12 protein-coding genes are annotated in these 18270 nt (G+C 43.9%); 8 read left to right on the top strand and 4 right to left on the bottom strand.

The features are described from left to right. Positions 1 to 322 precede the first annotated feature (322 nt). From ACES2C_RS14495 to ACES2C_RS14460, 8 genes are all read left to right on the top strand, one after another. Positions 323 to 643: a DUF6660 family protein gene (locus ACES2C_RS14495; RefSeq protein ID WP_374163800.1), complete on the top strand. Its 321-nt coding sequence runs from the start codon at positions 323 to 325 to the stop codon at positions 641 to 643. 246 nt (positions 644 to 889) lie between these two features. Then, positions 890 to 5233, top strand: coding sequence for a CusA/CzcA family heavy metal efflux RND transporter (locus tag ACES2C_RS14490; RefSeq protein WP_374163799.1), 4344 nt, complete (start codon positions 890 to 892; stop codon positions 5231 to 5233). Beyond that, entirely contained in the window at positions 5230 to 6444 is a 1215-nt protein-coding gene (locus ACES2C_RS14485) for an efflux RND transporter periplasmic adaptor subunit (protein ID WP_374163798.1), read from the top strand. The genes ACES2C_RS14490 and ACES2C_RS14485 overlap by 4 nt, the downstream gene beginning before the upstream one ends. Positions 6445 to 6451: 7 nt before the next feature. Continuing rightward, positions 6452 to 6628, top strand: a complete 177-nt coding sequence (locus tag ACES2C_RS14480) for a hypothetical protein (RefSeq protein ID WP_374163797.1) — start codon at positions 6452 to 6454, stop codon at positions 6626 to 6628. Positions 6629 to 6631: 3 nt separating this feature from the next. Then, positions 6632 to 7240 carry a hypothetical protein gene (locus ACES2C_RS14475; RefSeq protein WP_374163796.1) on the top strand — a complete coding sequence of 203 codons (609 nt, stop codon included), beginning with the start codon at positions 6632 to 6634 and terminating at the stop codon, positions 7238 to 7240. A gap of 10 nt (positions 7241 to 7250) precedes the next feature. After that, entirely contained in the window at positions 7251 to 9251 is a 2001-nt protein-coding gene (locus tag ACES2C_RS14470) for a heavy metal translocating P-type ATPase (protein WP_374163795.1), read from the top strand. 58 nt (positions 9252 to 9309) lie between these two features. Beyond that, a complete protein-coding gene (locus ACES2C_RS14465) occupies positions 9310 to 10041 on the top strand; it encodes a hypothetical protein (protein WP_374163794.1) in 732 nt (243 codons plus the stop codon). Between the two features lie 453 nt (positions 10042 to 10494). After that, a complete protein-coding gene (locus tag ACES2C_RS14460; RefSeq protein WP_374163793.1) occupies positions 10495 to 12639 on the top strand; it encodes a TonB-dependent receptor plug domain-containing protein in 2145 nt (714 codons plus the stop codon). Between the two features lie 882 nt (positions 12640 to 13521). Here the strand turns inward: ACES2C_RS14460 and ACES2C_RS14455 are convergent. The 4 genes from ACES2C_RS14455 to ACES2C_RS14440 form a co-directional block, all read right to left on the bottom strand. Further along, positions 13522 to 15069, bottom strand: a complete 1548-nt coding sequence (locus ACES2C_RS14455) for a family 43 glycosylhydrolase (RefSeq protein ID WP_374163792.1) — start codon at positions 15067 to 15069, stop codon at positions 13522 to 13524. 192 nt (positions 15070 to 15261) lie between these two features. Then, positions 15262 to 16173 carry a serine hydrolase gene (locus ACES2C_RS14450; RefSeq protein ID WP_374163791.1) on the bottom strand — a complete coding sequence of 304 codons (912 nt, stop codon included), beginning with the start codon at positions 16171 to 16173 and terminating at the stop codon, positions 15262 to 15264. 89 nt (positions 16174 to 16262) lie between these two features. Beyond that, the gene (locus ACES2C_RS14445) at positions 16263 to 16940 is read right to left on the bottom strand and encodes a hypothetical protein (RefSeq protein ID WP_374163790.1); all 678 of its coding nucleotides are present in this window, start codon (positions 16938 to 16940) and stop codon (positions 16263 to 16265) included. An 81-nt stretch (positions 16941 to 17021) separates the two neighbouring features. Next, positions 17022 to 18005 carry a hypothetical protein gene (locus ACES2C_RS14440; RefSeq protein WP_374163789.1) on the bottom strand — a complete coding sequence of 328 codons (984 nt, stop codon included), beginning with the start codon at positions 18003 to 18005 and terminating at the stop codon, positions 17022 to 17024. Positions 18006 to 18270: the final 265 nt, after the last annotated feature.

The raw sequence follows: 18270 nt of genomic DNA, 5'->3' as shown, positions 1-18270 counted from the left end.
ATTAACTCTTTCGATAAACTAAACAACGAAGAAAGACAAAGCAAACCAGAATCTCCGCAGATCAACCTCGGTTGGGCAAACTCCACATTCTGTTAGCACCCGCCTCAGTTCGCTTCTTTATTAACCTTATCCATTATCTACTAACAAAATGGACACGCATCTGTTAAATGATACGCCCGGAACCTCTATTTTAGACTGCTCGAGATAAAGGGAGGAGGTCAAATATTCACATTTGTATATTTACAAACTGTCCTAAATATGGGGAGGTTACAATGTAAAATTAATTGACTCGTTGTAAAATATCTTCTACATTTGATCATCCATGAAATATATCTGTTTCATATTAGTTTTGTTAATAACAGCGCTAAGCGTAATACCGTGTAGCGACAAGCCCTTTTCTGTTGAAGAGAAGCTTTCTGTTACGTCAAAAACTGAAAAAGCAGATCAGCATCAGGCAGAGCATGAAGATTTATGTTCGCCATTTTGCCAATGCTCATGCTGCAATACATCTACACTTGTTTCTGCACCTATAAGCTTAGCAGTATTATTGAATTTGGTTCAGCACAAACATTCAGGTATCTTACCTGAAAAAGTTTTGAATTCGGCCGCAAGCATCTGGCAACCTCCTCAATTGCTGTCTTAGATTCCTGTTTTTATTTTAGCGTACATTCCAACGCTTATTTTAATTCCTCAAGATCATTTTAACGGTATGGCAAAAAAAATAACGTCATCCCGCCCAAAGAATGCTGGTTCCTACAGTTCCAAGAGCTATAAAAAGCCTAAATGGATGAAAATTTTGAGACTTGTGTTTCTTGCACTTCTACTGGGCTTATTGTTTGTGACAATTGTTGGAAAGATCATTCATATTGGCTCACATCTTAAATAATCTATGTTAGATCATATTATTCGGTTTAGTATTCGAAACAAGCTTGTTATTGGCATATTTACCCTCGCCCTTATCATCTGGGGTATATGGAGCGCTACGCAGCTTCCGGTAGATGCACTGCCTGACATTACCAATAATCAGGTGCAGGTAATTACAAAAGCGCCTACTCTGGCTGCCCAGGAGGTAGAGCAATTTATTACGTACCCTGTGGAGAGAACCATGGGAAATTTGCCGGGTCTGATTGAAATGCGCTCATTTTCACGCTTCGGCATCAGCGTAATCACGCTGGTATTCAATGAATCGACCGATGTCTATTTTGCCCGGCAGTTGATTGCAGAGAAACTTAATGAAGCACGGGAAGTAATTCCTGAAGGATTGGGAAAACCGGAAATGGCTCCAGTAACTACAGGATTGGGTGAAATATATCAGTACGTCATCCACCCCAAAAAAGGAAGCGAGCATAAGTACTCCGCAATGGATCTGCGCACCTTCCAGGACTGGATTGTTGCCCGGCAGTTATATGGTATTCCTGGTGTTGCCGAAGTAACAGGTTTTGGTGGGATAAGCAAACAATATGAAGTTGCTATCAATCCCGACAGATTGAAGGCTTTAAACGTTACCATTCCTGAAATATTTACTGCGCTGGAAAAGAATAATCAAAATACCGGTGGAGCGTATATCGACAAAAAGCCTAACGCCTATTTTATACGCGGAGTAGGTTTGATGTCCACTATTGCAGATGTTGAAAATACCGTAGTTAAGAAAGCACCCGGTATCGTTCCGGTTCTGATTAAAGATGTGGCTACAGTACAATTGGGATCGCCACCCAAATATGGAGCCTTAACTTACAACGGCGAAAAAGAAGTAGTTGGTGGCATTGTCTTAATGACCAAAGGCGCAAATAGTTCTGAAGTTGCAGGTCGCGTAAAGGAAAGAATGTTGACTGTTCAAAAATCCCTTCCTGCGGATGTCCAGATCGAGCCTTTTCTGGACCGGACAGATTTGATTGGAAGAGCAATTTCAACTGTTGAAAAGAACCTTATTGAAGGTGCGTTAATCGTAGTTTTTGTTTTAGTGCTATTCCTGGGCAACTGGAGGGCTGGTTTTATTGTGGCTTCCGCCATACCGCTTTCCCTTTTGTTTGCTCTTGCTATGATGAATCTCTTTGGCATTTCGGCTAACCTGATGTCTTTAGGTGCTATAGACTTTGGCTTGATCGTCGACGGTGCCGTTATTATTGTGGAAGCTACCATGCATCATCTTGCATTACGGAAAACCTCAGGCAGATTTACGCAATCTGAAATGGATGAAGAAGTTTACCAATCTGCCTCCAAAATCAGAAACAGTGCTGCCTTTGGGGAGATCATCATCCTGGTAGTATATATTCCAATTCTTACCCTTGTGGGCGTTGAAGGCAAAATGTTCCGTCCAATGGCGCAAACTGTCGGCTTCGCCATTTTGGGAGCGCTTATTTTATCCCTGACTTACATTCCGATGGCTTCGGCATTGTTCCTTTCAAAAAATGCTGAAGTTAAACGAACATTTTCAGACAGGATGATGGATTTCTTCCATCGCAAATATGAACCGATCTTAAAATCGGCTATGAAAATAAAATATACTGTTGTCGCGGCTTCGGTTGTACTGATGCTTGTTTCTGTCGTACTTTTTAAACGTATGGGCGGCGAGTTCATTCCTCAACTGGAAGAAGGTGATTACGCTATGGAATTTGTTTTGCCTCAGGGAACCTCAATATCTCAAACCATACAAACTGTATTGAAAGCCGAAAGAATGCTGAAGGATAAATATCCGGAAGTTAAAATGGTTGTGGGGAAAACCGGAAGCGCGGATATAGCTACCGACCCGATGCCCCCAGAAGCAACCGACATTATGGTAATTCTAAAAGATAAGGATGAGTGGGAAACGACCGGCGACTTTTACGAGCTGGCTGATATGATGGGCGAAACGCTTTCGCAGATCCCTGGTGTTATTGCCGAACCTAGTCAGCCTATTCAAATGCGTTTTAACGAGCTAATGACCGGAATCCGTCAAGATGTTGCCGTTAAAATCTTTGGCGAAAATATGGATACCCTAAATACTCTCGCTACTCAAGTTTCCAATGCTATTCGTCCAATCAAGGGTATTACGCAACCCCAAGTCGAACGGGTAAGCGGACTTCCACAGATTGTTGTTAGGTATGATCGGGCCCGATTGGCCGGCTATGGTTTAAATATTGAGGATGTCAACCAGATAATTAATACTGCCTTTGCGGGAGGTACTACCGGCTCGATTTATGAAAATGAACGGCGCTTTGATTTGGTTGTTCGATTAGACAGCACTTATCGCAACTCAATTGAAAACGTAAGGGATCTTTATATTCCCACATCCGATGGAAACCAGATTCCGCTTTCGCAGGTGGCGACTGTATCTTACGAAACCGGCCCTGCTCAAATTAGTCGCGAAGATGGCCGGAGACGGATTGTGGTTAGTTTTAATGTAAGCGGACGAGATGTAGAAAGCGTGGTTGAGGAAGTTCAGCTGGCTCTTGGCAGAAAGGTTAAGTTGCCACCCGGATATTATTTTACCTACGGTGGGACTTTTGAAAGTCTTAAGCAAGCTTCGGCACGACTGATGATTGCCGTACCGATAGCCCTCTTACTGATTTTCATTCTCCTTTACTTCACCTTTAAGTCGTTCAAACAAGCCGCATTAATTTTCACGGCTATTCCAATGGCAGCCATTGGTGGTGTATTTGCGCTGTTGCTTCGTGGAATGCCTTTCAGTATTTCGGCTGGTGTAGGCTTTATCGCACTCTTCGGGGTAGCGGTGCTGAACGGTATAGTTCTCATCGGAACCTTTAACCAGCTCGCCAAAGCTGGAGTGGATGACATTCGGCAACGTATTTTTGAGGGGACAAAAGAGCGCCTTCGTCCGGTATTGATGACCGCAACGGTAGCTTCATTGGGCTTTTTGCCGATGGCGATTTCTTCAAGTGCCGGAGCAGAAGTTCAGCGTCCGCTTGCTACTGTGGTTATCGGGGGATTAATTACAGCCACTATTCTTACCTTAATTGTTCTGCCTCTTTTGTATATGATTTTCGAAACCAAAAAGCCATCCAACAACAGCCTTTCTAAAACGCTGATCGTTGTGTTCTTGCTGTTGAGCATTCAGCAGGCAAGTGCCCAGGAAGTACCAACACGCATCTCAGCCGATACGGCTTTTAGCATCGCTTTGCGTAATAATTTGCAAATAAGGGGTGGAAACCTGCAAGTAGAACAAAGTAGAGCGCTTTCAAAAACGGGTTTCAATCTGCCTAAAACGGGAGTCTTTATTGAAAATGAAGATATTTCGCCTGATGATTCAAATGGCCTGCTTAAGATCGGGTTGAGTCAAAGCCTCGACTGGCCAGGGTTGTATGCGGCACAAAAAAACCTGCTTCAACAGCAGCTAAAGTCTACGGCCCTGGCACAAGAGATTAAGCGGCGTGAAATCCGTAAAGAACTGGATGAGGTATACTATCGGCTTTGGTATTTACAAGGGAAACAGAATCTATGGAAACGACTGGACAGCCTCTATTCTTCCTTTGCACAGGCGGCAGTATTACGGGTTCGAACAGGTGAAAGTGCAGGATTGGACAGCATATCGGCCCAGGCTAAAGCCAAAGAAACTAAAATACAACTGCAGCAATTGACAAGGGAAATACAAGCAGGTCAGGAAAGCTTAAAGCGGATTCTAAATACCGATCAGGTGTATTTGCCTATAGATTCTACAATGCCTAAGATTGCGGTAAATGCCAATGCACTGGCAATAAATGCTCATCCCGAACTGCAATGGCAACAGCAGAATGTGGCCATTGCCGATGCTGAACTAAAGGTCACCCGCCAGAAAAATATGCCTTCATTTGAGGGACGTTTTTTCTCGCAACGCTTATACGGCATTAATCCTCCTTTCTCGGGCTTTTCGGTTACAGTAGGCATTCCGCTTTTCAATCGAAGTAACTACAGAAATTCCGTAAAGGCAGCCAATCTTGAAAAAGACTACCAGCAAACGACAAGCAATTATACCGCGTTGAGCCTTAACACGGCCTACAATCAGGCGCTGCAGCAGCTTCAAAAGAACAATGACCTGATAGATTATTATCAGAAAAGTGGCTTGAAGCAAGCAGAAGGCATTATAAAAGCAGCAAACCTATCTTACAGGGCTGGGGAAATCGGCTTTGCAGAGTTATCGCAATTTCTATCCCAGGCAATCGATATTCAACGGAATTACCTTGATGTATTAAATGAATACAATCAATCGGCTATCCAATTAAATTACTTCGTTAACAGCAATCAGGCTCAAATAAAATGAAACTACAACTGATATTTTTAAGCTTAATATTCTTCGGCTATTCATGTACCTCTCCCAAAAATGAACCAGCGGAGGAAGAGGAACATGCGGAGATTGAAGGCAATATAGTACCCCTAACGCAAATGCAAATAAAAACCGCGGACATACAAATGGGCTCGTTGGAACAGAAAAATCTTAAAACTTCTATCAAAGCAAATGGAGTTCTTACCGTTCCAAATCAAAACAAAGCCCTGGTAACTTCTGTAAGCAGCGGCGTAATCAAAACCCTTTTAGTGCAACCCGGAAGTATGGTACGTAAGGGGCAAACTATTGCTACCATAATCAATCCCGAAGCAGCCCAGCTTCAACAGCAACTGCAATCTACCAATGCACAAATACGTTTATCCGAACTGGAATATAAACGCCAAAGAGAACTGGTTGCAGGAAATGCTGCACCGCTAAAAAATGTGCAACGTGTAGAAGCGGAATTAGCAACGCTTCGATCAACCCGTAATTCCCTGCAAAAGCAGCTTTCTGCAATAGGAATTTCTCCAGCTTCGGTTAGCAGAGGAAATATTGTGACCACCATTGCTGTTAGTGCGCCAATAACTGGTACGATTAGTGAAGTAAGTGCACAGATAGGTTCGAACGTGGATGCGACAACACCGATAGCGCAAATTGTAAATAACTCTCGTTTGCACCTGGATTTATTTGTGTATGAAAAAGATCTGCCAAGGCTTCGGGACAACCAGACGATTCATTTTACGCTCACTAATAATCCGGGTAAAGAATACGATGCGAAGATCTATTCTATTGGTACCGCCTTTGCCAGCGAGTCTAAAACTATTCCGGTACATGCCGAGGTTAAAGGAGATAAAACCGGTTTGATTGAGGGAATGAATATCACTGCGTTGGTGAGCATTGGTTCGGCAAATGTTACCGCTGTTCCTACTACGGCTATCGTAAGTAACGGAGACAAGGACTACATTTTTATAGTGACGGATAAGAAGCCGGAGCACCATCCAGCTGAAGGCACTGAAACTTCTGAGAAAGGCCATAAGGAAGAAGAAAAAGAGCAGGTGAACTTTGAGCGTATACCGGTTATAAAAGGTGTAAGCGATGTTGGGTATACTGAGATTACCCCTGTTACGGAATTGCCGCCAAATGCCCGCATCGTTACTAAAGGTGCATTTTTCATTATGGCTAAGATGACAAATACGGGGGAGCATTAAAGGAGTTATGGAAGAAAATTTGTTTGATGGACTGGAACTAAACTTTAAAGATTTAGATCCAAGAATTCAGGAGAAAGCATTGGAATTAGCCAAACAATTTATAATAGAAGGGCACGACAGAGAAAGTGCCATCAAAAAGGCTATTGCCTTATCCGAAGAACGCTTTCTGGACCTTGAAGGATAATAGATGGAGCAGATTATTATAGGAAGTCTTCTACTTAGCGCACTTCATGCGGTGATACCCAGTCATTGGCTTCCTATTATTGCCATCGGAAGAAAAGAAAACTGGTCGATAGGTGATATTTCGGAAGTTACCTTTTATTCGGGTTTAGCACATGTGGTGAGCACAGTTTTACTTGGGACAGTATTTGCAGCCTTAGGTTTACAACTATCTGTTCATATGGATAGCTTCTCTCATATTTTTGCTCCTGTTATTCTTATCATTTTGGGCTTGATCTTCATCTACAGAAACCATCGGCACAAACATTTTCATCTCCATCAACCGAATAAAAAATCAAAGCGGGAAATAGTGATAGCCCTCGTTGTATCCATGTTTCTTTCGCCATGCCTGGAAATAGAAGCTTATTTTTTAATGGCAGGAAGTAAAGGCTGGAGCATTGTTGCGCTGCTATCTATTCTATATTCAGCTATAACGATTATAGGCATGGTTATTTGGGTAAGGTTCACCTATCGGGGATTTCTTAAACTCAATTGGCACGCCTACGAACACAATGCAGGTATCATTACAGGACTAACCCTGATAATAACGGGAATAGTCACTTTTTTCATCCATTAATACAAAGTTTATGAGTAAAAAATGTTGCAGCTCGGGACAAGAGCATCCGGAAAAAGGAAATCAGCATAAACAACAGAAAACGCATTCACACGGTAATGATGAGCATAATCACGATGAAGATGACGGGCACATGCATGGCGAAGCTTCCGTTAATAAACCTTCCTGGTTGGAGCATTGGAACTTACTGCTTTCCTTACTCATACTGGCAGTAGAGCTGGTACTGGAATATGGATTTGAGATTCATTTAAGCAAACCTGTTTCATTCGGAGTCAATCTGGTAGCATATCTGTTAGCTGGCTGGAATGTATTGAGACTGGCTTTCCGCAAAGCGAAACGAGGCGATATTTTTAATGAATTCGTGTTGATGAGTGTAGCTACCATTGGAGCTTTCTACATTGGAGAATATTCGGAGGGTGTAGCTGTAATGGTATTCTATAGCATTGGAGAATGGTTTCAGGATGAAGCCGTAAGCAAAGCTAAACGAAGTATTAAAGCGCTTTTGGACATACGTCCTGACGAAGTTAGCGTAGTACGGGGTGGTAAAGAAAGTGTAGTTAAACCTGCTGATGTACAACGAGGAGAAATCATACGTATTAAGCCGGGCGAAAAAGTAGCATTGGATGGTAAGTTACTTTCAGAAAATGCCTCTTTCAATACCGCCGCCCTTACCGGCGAAAGTAAACCCGACACCAAATACAACGGCGAACAAATCCTTGCAGGAATGATTAACCTGAACACGGTTGCTGAAGTGGAAGTTTCGGCACTTTTCAAAGACAGTAAGTTAAGCCGCATTCTTGAAATGGTGCAAGATGCTACTGCCCGTAAATCCCAAACGCAACTATTTATCTCACGATTCGCAAAAGTTTACACGCCTATCGTATTTTTTCTTGCATTGGCTCTGGTGCTCCTGCCTTACCTTTTTGTAGATAATTACGTGTTTAACGACTGGCTGTACCGAGGATTGGTATTCCTGGTGATTAGCTGCCCTTGTGCGCTGGTGGTTTCAATTCCTCTGGGCTATTTCGGTGGGATTGGATTAGCCTCCAGAAACGGTATATTATTTAAGGGCGGTAACTTCCTTGATGTAATGACGAAAGTAAATACAGTAGTGATGGATAAAACCGGAACGCTTACCAAAGGCGTTTTCAAAGTTCAGGAAGTTGTATCGGAGGGACTGGAAAAAAGTGAGCTGGTGCGAATAGCAGCGGCTTTAGAGAAAAACTCCACTCACCCTGTTGGTAAGGCTGTTGTCGAATATGCCGGAGACTCTATTGGCAATACAACAGCTACGGAAGTAGAAGAAATTGCCGGGCACGGATTAAAGGGGAAAGTGGAAGGCAAAGAAGTACTTGCCGGTAACCTGAAGCTTTTAAAGAAATTCGATATTACTTATCCTGTAGAATTAGAAAAGGTAGTTTATACCATTGTGGTAGTGACTGTCGATGGAAAATACGCAGGCTACATTACTATTGCCGACGAGATTAAGGAGGATGCCAAACATGCGATCGACGTTCTTCATGGCCAAGGTGTTAAAACCGTTATGCTTTCCGGTGACAAGCAATCTGTCGTGGATGATGTAGCTAAGCATATTGGTATTGACGAAGCTTATGGCGATTTGCTGCCGGAAGGAAAGGTGGAAAAAGTACAAGCATTAAAAGATCAGGGTCTACGAATCGCCTTTGTTGGTGATGGCGTGAATGATGCACCTGTTATTGCGCTGGCGGATGCTGGTATAGCTATGGGTGGCCTAGGTAGCGATGCTACTATTGAAACCGCTGACGTAGTTATTCAAAATGACCAGCCTTCAAGGATTGGAGCAGCTATTCACGTTGGTAAAATCACACGCACCATAGTTTGGCAGAACATCATTCTGGCTATGGTGGTAAAACTTATTGTACTGGCTTTGGGTGCCGGTGGGGTAGCCAATCTTTGGGAGGCTGTTATTGCAGATGTGGGTGTGGCCTTACTGGCTATTTTGAATGCGGTTAGGATTCAGAGGGTGAAGTTGTAGGCTTGATGAATACTAATTTCATAAATTAATATGCTCGACGTATTCGATATTAGCTTGCATGACTGAAGGCAATTGCGCATTATGCGGAAACTGGAAACCACTCACATTTGAGCACATACCTCCTCAATGTGCATTAAATAATAAAGCGATTTTTATTCAAAAACATGAGCATTTGAATGATGAAAATAGCCGACTATTTGGAAAAAAGATGCGAAGTCAAAGAGGGTTTGGAAAACAAACTATTTGTGCATCATGCAATAATGATACAGGCAACTGGTACGTTAAGGATTTCTGTGAGTTTAGTAACCAGGGATTAGAAATTCTCACATTAAATACTCAAAAAGAATACGTAAGTGGGGAATACACAATTAAACCACACAATGTACTGAAGCAAATATTAATGATGTTTGTAGCTGCAGATAGTGGGGGCTCTGTCGGAGAGATTAAAGGTGTCAGAGATTATTTACTAAACAGAGAGAATAGCAATTTTCCCAATGACCTTAAAATTTTTTTGTATTCCAATTCTTCGACTCACAAACGAATGTTGGGATATATGATTATAGGCGATTTTGACGAGAATGGTCCGATAATATCTAAGTGGTCTGAGATAAATTTCAGACCATTTGGATACTTTCTTACACATGAAAGTGAGCCTCCTAATCCCTTCATGGTTGACATTACTGCCTTCAGTAAAGTTCCCTTTGATAAAAAAATGATAGTAACGTTAACCACACCCTATTTTATAGTGGACAATCCGATGATTGGATTTTACAAAAACGTATCAATCTAAACTATCTCATATTTCAGTTTGCATGCGGTTGAGTTTTTGACCAATTCCCTATCTTTGCCGCCAATGAAGGCGTTTTCCCTTTTCATGATTATCATAATGCTTTTCTCCGGCTTTGATGTATGCAAAGAAGAAGATAATTGTGCCGATGAAGTGAAAACGGAACTTGGCAAAGACACGCATAAGCAATCAGAAGAAAAAGAATCGTGTAGTGTACTTTGTACCTGTGCCAACTGCTTTTTTTCAGTACTACTTCCGGCGAAACCAGATGCTCTTCTTAGCTTTCATATCCCTGTAAAACACAGTTCCTCCGTTATGTGCGGAGACCCGATAGATGCAAGTACTACTGTGTGGCAACCTCCTAAAAGCTCTGCTAATCAATCATAGCAAATATTCCTTTTAAATAATATTCACTAATCACATACATGAAAAGATTTTGTGCTTTTCTGGGTGCTTATGTTTGCTTTAAACGCATTTGCCCAGAATACAATATCCATTCAAATAAAAGACGCAAAAAACGGAGAAGCCCTTATTGGCGCTACTGTAACTATAGTTAATTTAAAGAAAAGCACGATAAGCGATGCTACAGGAAAGGCAATATTCAGTAATATTCCGGACGGTAAATATGTCCTGGAATACAAATACGTTGGCTTTATTACCAAAACGGACAGCTTGACGCTGCCCCGCACTACAAACGAAGATCTGATTGTGCAACTCGAAGCTGCCGAAGATGAGGAGCTCGAAGAAGTGGTCATTTCTACTACCCGTAGCAGTCGTACCATTGCCAATGTCCCAACTCGTATAGAGGTAATTGCGGGCGAAGAGCTGGACGAAAAAGGCAATATGAAGCCTGGGGATATCCGCATGATCCTGAATGAAAGTACAGGTATTCAAACACAGCAAACCTCGGCTACAAGTGCCAATGCTTCTATTCGTATTCAGGGATTAGACGGTCGCTATACCCAAATTCTTAAAGATGGATTTCCATTATATTCGGGTGCGGCCAGCGGATTAGGTTTGCTGCAAACTCCGCCACTTGACCTGAAACAAGTCGAAGTGATCAAAGGATCAGCATCGACACTCTACGGCGGTGGCGCCATTGCCGGATTGGTGAACCTGATCAGCAAAACGCCGAAAGATGAAAGGGAACTGAGCTTCCATCTCAACGGAACAACGGCTGGCGGACTTGACTTAAATGGCTATTTCGCCCAGAAATTTGATAAAGTAGGACTTACAGTCTTTGCATCCCGCAGCAGTAATGAACCTTATTCGCCCGGGAGCGGCGCTTTTACCGCTATTCCAGAGTTTACCCGATATACGGTGAACCCAAAACTCTATTTCTACTTCAATGATAAAACTACGCTAAACGTAGGTGTAAATACAAGCTTTGAGGAACGGACTGGTGGTGATATCAAGTTCATAAAAGAAGAAGGCGATGCCAGCAATAGCTTTTTCGAACGCAATAATTCCGACCGTTTATCTACCCAGTTTGCTTTCAAGCACAAGCTTGGAGAGAAATCAGAATTTAACATCCGCAACAGCGTAAGCTATTTTAGCCGTAGAATTACCATTCCAGGCTATGTTTTTGATGGTAAGCAATATGCTACTTTCACGGAAGCGAACTATGCTACAGGTAACGACAAAACGGATTGGGTATTAGGCGCAAACTTATGGACGGATGACTTCAAAGAGTCTCAAAAAACAAGCTTTTCGCTTAGGGATTATAACCAAACAACCTTTGGAGCTTTCGTGCAAAACAATACCCATGTCAACTCCTGGCTAGATCTGGAAACCGGTCTCCGAGGCGATTATGTTGTAGATTACGGATTTTCCCTACTTCCGCGTATTTCAGCACTTATTAAGTTCAACGAGAAGTTTAATTCCCGCATTGGCGGAGGCCTTGGTTACAAAGCTCCAACTATCTTTACCGAAGAAAGTGAGCGTATACAATACCAGAAAGTTCTCCCAATTTCAAGCGCTGTCAATAAACTGGAAAGAAGTTATGGAGCTAACTGGGATGTTAACTATCGCACCGCTTTGTTCAACGACAATGTTTCGTTCAGCATCAATCATTTATTGTTCTACACCTATCTGAACAATCCATTAACCCTGCAAACAGAAAGCTCAGGCGATTTGCGCTTTGTTAATCTGCCGGGTCATATGGACACTAAGGGTATGGAAACCAACGTCAAGCTAACTTATGATGATTTTAAACTTTTTGTGGGATACAGCTTTACTGATGCTAACATCCACTCAGACGGTAAATCCTGGCAAAACCCATTGACTGCAAAACACCGTCTCAACAACGTGCTGATGTATGAAGTTGAAGAGAAATGGAAATTAGGATTGGAAGCCTACTACTACAGCAAGCAAAAACTAAATGACGGCAGTACCGGAAAATCGTACTGGATAACCGGCTTCATGGCCGAAAAGCTGTGGGAGAAATTTTCAATCTACCTCAATTTTGAAAACTTCACCGACACCCGTCAAACTCGTTTTGATAACATCTATACAGGAAGTATTTCAAATCCGGTGTTTCGGGATATTTATGCTCCACTTGATGGTTTTGTAATGAACGGCGGGATTAAGTTCCGGTTGTAATGTAATCCAGTGAACTAAAAAATGCCCTTTTCGGAGGGCATTTTCTGTTTATAGCTAAGCCCTCATAAATATCTTTGCTATGGCAGGCTCAACACAATTACTTTCCTGTCTTCTATCAGAGATTAACCGGAACCTGTTTGGGTATCAAAACCTTCTATTAACGTAGAGCAATTTAGCAGCCAGTAAGGTTGCTTTTTGCATCGTTTGGAGCTGCATATTCCTTTTGATTGTATCCAAAGTTATAATGATGGAAAGTATATATCAATAAACATTCGGTGCCATTTCAAAAAGATTAAGCACAAATTTTATAAGCAGTTAAATTTCCTGAGGTACACTTTTATAAATGTCCATTCGAAAACATAGCTTTTTTTGACCTTGCGTCTTTAATTCTAAAGCTATGATAACTGAAAGAATTTGTATCTACCCAAAGGACGTGATGTTGATTACCGGAAGAAGCGAGCGTTCCGGCTGCAGATTATTGCAAACAATTAGAAAAAAATACAATAAGACAAAGCATCAATTTGTATCGATTTTCGAGTTTTCGGAATATACTGGTTTGCAAATCGAAGAGATTCGTACCTTTCTTGAATAAAAGATTAAGTATTTGTCAATTAACTCTTTTTGGTACGCTTTGTGCTTGTTTCAGTTGCAATACCGTATATTTGCATTATCATTCAGGTGCAGTACCTATTAGAGTACCAAAGATAGATTGCAACTGGTAAAGAATTGAAAATTAGATAATTACTATAAAGCGTTCGAGCCCAGGTGGGCGCAAGGAAGGAGCCTTAAAAAACTCCAAAAGCTTCGTCGAATACCTCAGCAAAGGACCAATATGTCATAGATTTGATTCAAGGCTACAACCAGTCGATAAAAAAACGGTGCCTATCTTTCACGAATAAAAGAAACGTCATCTACCTGACAGGAAGCTCCCGCACTGCCTTCCGCTTCGAACCCGATTTCCACACGCCCTTTTCTTACCGGTACACGCTTTAGCTCTATCGTGGTCCATTCTGTATTCATACCTTTCACCACGTTCGCAACCCGTTTACCCGCACTTTCGGCGTACATCTCAAGAAGCGAGAAGCCTCCGCTGTTCCGGATGCTGGCCTTAAGCGTGTAAAAGCCGTCCTTCAGCTTCACATACGGAGATGAGCTGATCATCTGTGAGATATTTCGATGAAAGTCTACGCGATCGTGGATATGAAGGCTCCACTCTCCTGTTACCCGCCTCCTGTCTTCTTCACTGTTTGCAAAATTGAGGACCGGCGAGCTGGTACTGTCGAGTGAGATTTTGTTTCCCTTAACGACCCGGGTCTTCCAGCCCATCAGAAAAGTCTGCACCGGCTTAATGGCACTGGGCATCTTCTTGCGGTCGGCATCAAAGCTTCCGTTCTTTACGAAATTATTATCACTCGCAACCTCCCATTCACCTGTCTGCGCGTCCAGGTTCCAGGATCCCAGGGAATTAAAACAGGGCTTATCGCCATTAAACGAGAGCGGCACCCACTGGTTATAACCCAGTCCATTACCCGCGAAATCGGCCCACCTGTCGCCGCAGTACACAACAGTTTCCTGTTTACTGCCTCTGATGGTAACAAAAAAACCAGTTTGCGTCACATGCGCATAATCATCGCCACAGCCATCCATAACGAGCATTTCGTTCGTTGGAGTATAGGGTCCTCTCACGTTATCTGCTACCATATAGTAGGCCAGCGAAGCATCCCAGCCGTACAGATTCGACGCAGCCATATAGTACTTTCCCTTATACTTGAACATACAATTACCCTCGCGGCCTGCTCCCTCAAAGACTTTTGTACAATCGAGCAGGTCGACCTTACTGTCTTTCATACCAATTTCAGACACATAGATCTTGTTCCGGCCTTTTCCATAAGAAAACACCAGGTAAGATTTCCCGCTATCTTCATCTGTGAAAACGGTCTGGTCACCTGTATTCGTCGTTCCGATCTTTTCCAGCATGCTGATCTTCTGGTGCCATTTGAATGGACCGGCAGGATGATCGGAGACGGCGATCAAGACTTCCGAATTATGCTGGACAAACATCGCATACTGATTGATCTCCTTTACATAAGCTACTCCAAGACGTCCGACCCAGAAGGCGGGGCCTTTCTCATTAGCTACTTCCTTCATCAGGGCATCAGATTCGAATGTCCAGTTGACCAGATCTGTTGAGGTGTAGCATGTAACCGATTCAAAGCCTGTGCCCTGATACGTTTTATCAGGCGAATTTCTGTACACCTCCGCTCCCTTATAGTGAGCTCCATACCAGTAGTATTTCTCCCTTCCTGTAGCGGGATCTTTAAACGTAAATATTCCACCTCCCTGACTGTAAATCGGCTTTCCGTCCCTGGTGTTCCAGAACGTATCATTCTTGATGTTCCGCTTCTGGGCGCTGGCGCTGGAAACGCCCAACGAGCAAATGAACAAAATACATACTAGTCGGAGGCATGCTAAAGGAAACATTTTCGTCATTAAGTCTTGGTCCTCAAATATAGTTTGTATAGCGGCCACTTCTAATAGTGGCCACTTCTAAGGATTGCCTCACGAATATCGGTTCTCAACAGAACGGATCGCCTCCCGTCACGAAGGATCCCCGCTTCAGCGCTATTCATTCAGCATATACTTGTCGATCCCTTTTGCCGGCTTCCACTTATTTTGAGGCTCGTAGTAATGCCAGAGAAGTGCCGAAATCCGGCGAATAAGCTCACTCGCCTCATTATCTTTTCTCCAGCTGGTATCCTTATTGTTTTTCGTCATTACCGAAAAAACGTAGTCGCCATGCGGAGCGTTGACAAGTACGGTTTCAGAGCGCGAGTCGTCCACAAAGCCCTGCTTACTCGCCGCCTGAATATAAGGAGGGATTTGAGACAAGGCGCCATCATCCCAGTAGATCCTAACCAGACTACGGTACATTCGTTCGCTGGCAGCCTCGCTTACTGCTTTCCCATCCCTGATCAAAGTAAAAAGGCGGCACATCTCAAACGGCGAACTCACGCCCCATCCGTATATCTTCCGCATCGCCTCCCGTCCTTCCACCCGCGAGTTGACCCTCGTAGCTGTAAAGCCATTTCCTTCAAGCCATCGGTTGATATAAGCGCCGCCCACCAGTTTCTGAAGCCATAAACTGGCGGTATTATCACTCATGGTGATCATCAGCATGGCCACTTTACTCAGGTCAATCGTGTCGCGGTCCTTAAAAGATCCGAGCAGATCTACCCCGGGATAGAGCAGAGAATCACGGTAGACCAGCTTCTGATTATACTGAAGTTCCCCTTTCTCAATCTTGTCCATCACGCCGCAGAGGATGCTGACCTTAATCATACTGGCCGTAGGGAACAAGGTGTCGGCGTTGATTGCAGCGCCGTTGTTCTTCTTGAGATGTTGGACATAAACGCCCGCCACACCATTAAAGCCCCTCAGCGTTTTCTCCAGCAACTCATGCAATCGCTCGTCCGTTTTCTGTGCGGAAGCACTAAAACAGGCCAGGATTGAAAGTGCCATTATCAGGTATTTCATTAGAGTAATTCGTTTTTTAATGGCAATGAAACTATCATGTGTACCACGTTTCTATTCATCTCGGTGTGTGTGAAGCGCACATGATGGTTTCATTTCTTGTTTTTTGTTTCTTTAACCCTTTTATAGCATTCATTAATGTAGATCACCAGGTTAAAGTCGCCCCGAAACACATCTTCGGCAGAGGGGGAATAAGCTTTCACAAACGCATTCAGATCCTCTCCTTTAAGAGGGACATATCTGGCGACATTCTCGTCCGTAAACTCACTACGAACTTTAGTTAGATACTCGTAATTCCGGATAGTCTCTTCCTTCTTCTGTCTCCTCTTTTCATCCTTCTTCCAGTACCATATCCGGAATACGACGCCTCCGATCTCCTTCTCGTCATAATCTCTTTTGTAAACCATCGACTGTCCATGAAATGCCGACACCGGCAGATCCAGCGGTTTCATTCGCAGTATCCGCACCTCATTGAGGACATTAGTCATCCTTTGCAGAAAAGCGTACAGAATGCGCTCGTTCGTCACCTCTACCGTATCGTTGACATACGAAAGGGCGTGGACTTCCAGCCGGTCTCCCCTGGCGGCAGGGATGCTGAAATACCCGCTGCTGTCAGCTACGGTGTACTCCCCGTTGTTCAGATTCCTCACCGAGGCAAATTTTATTTTTGCGCCTGTTGCAAGATCCGACACCTCTCCCCTGGCCCTCGTCTGCGACCGGGCGTCTGTAAGTAGACCAAAGACAAGGAGGGTAATAAGGATCCTGACCATAGAAGTTTGGTATCGCCATAAAAATAAGGCTAACCAAATATATTAATTTAAGCGGGAACCGAATCACGAACGTGTATTTCTCTATTCCTTAAAAGACGTTCGCTTGCCTATCATATCCTTCCAGTCATCTTCTTTCTGCCACTTCCTTCCCCCGATGCCACTGTCTTCCGCTCCCCAGGAATGCCACTGTCGCCCCTGCCCGTTCAGCTTATCCACTTTCTCGCGCATCGCAGCTCCTTTATAGCCGCCGAACAGGCCCGTCCGACTGTTGCGCGTCGACTCAGGCAGCTCCTGGTAACGCTGCTTCCGGTAGCCCGGCTCTGCTTCATCACTGGCCGGAAAAGCCGCGATAATATCGCAGGGCGAGAATTCCTTCGTATTAAGCGGCTCGTAGCTTTTGTCGAGCCGGTTATAGCTCAGGTAGTCAATTGAGGCCGAAAGCAGTACCAAGGAGCCTTTGGGCCGGTCGTTATCAAACAGCAGCTCCTGAGCGGGAATTTGCTCTCCCCTGTCCATTACCACCTCTTTCATGTCTACCAGCTCATAAAACTCCTCCCGGAAATTAAAAGCGATCAGCAAAAAGCGTATGCGGAAGCGTTTGGCCTCATAAAAGCGGTCGAGCAGTTCCCGGTCGAGGTTAATCTCCGGCAGCTCCACCTTCACCTGCCCCTCTTCTGTGAGCGAGACCTGCGGCTTCACCTGCAAAGAGGGAAAGAGCGGACTGGCAGCATTGAAGCTGAAACCCTCCAGGAAGGACAGCTCGCCGTCGTGCAGATCGCGCTCTCCGCGCTCCTTTGTACTGGCCCGTATGCTTGTGCACACCGCTGAAGTAAGACGGTTCCCCATGCCTCCGTCGTGCCGCGAGCGATGTAAGGGATAAAAAGCTTCGCGGATCACGCGGGCAGCCGAGCTGGCCAGCCCGAACTCACAGGCACTGCGTATGCTGGCAGGAGTCTGCTTCTTCTTTTTGGGTTTGCTCTGTACCACGTTCATTCCCCGGTAGGTGCGGTACACCACCGATCCGGCACTTCCATGAATGCCGCCGTCTTTGTCAATAATTGCCATAAAATGATCTTTAAGTTTAAAGCAGTCGGCCATTATCGAACTTCAAAGGTCCCGGAATCAGCAAAATCAGATAATAAGGTCGCAAAGGCCTGTCCGCCTGGTTAATTCAATATAAATGTGAGGATAAAAAGAATAGGAATCAATAGGATTTCAGGCTGGACCTGATATCATTGTTAAATTTATAAAGAGTCTGAATAAGCACTGTTACCCCACATTTCCTCTACAAAAGGTGGGGTCATCGCGCCATATTCACCCCAGAACAGCG

The sequence above is a fragment of the Arcticibacter sp. MXS-1 genome (assembly GCF_041902385.1).
Lineage (GTDB): Bacteria > Bacteroidota > Bacteroidia > Sphingobacteriales > Sphingobacteriaceae > Arcticibacter.
This window is presented reverse-complemented; position numbering and strand designations above follow the sequence as displayed.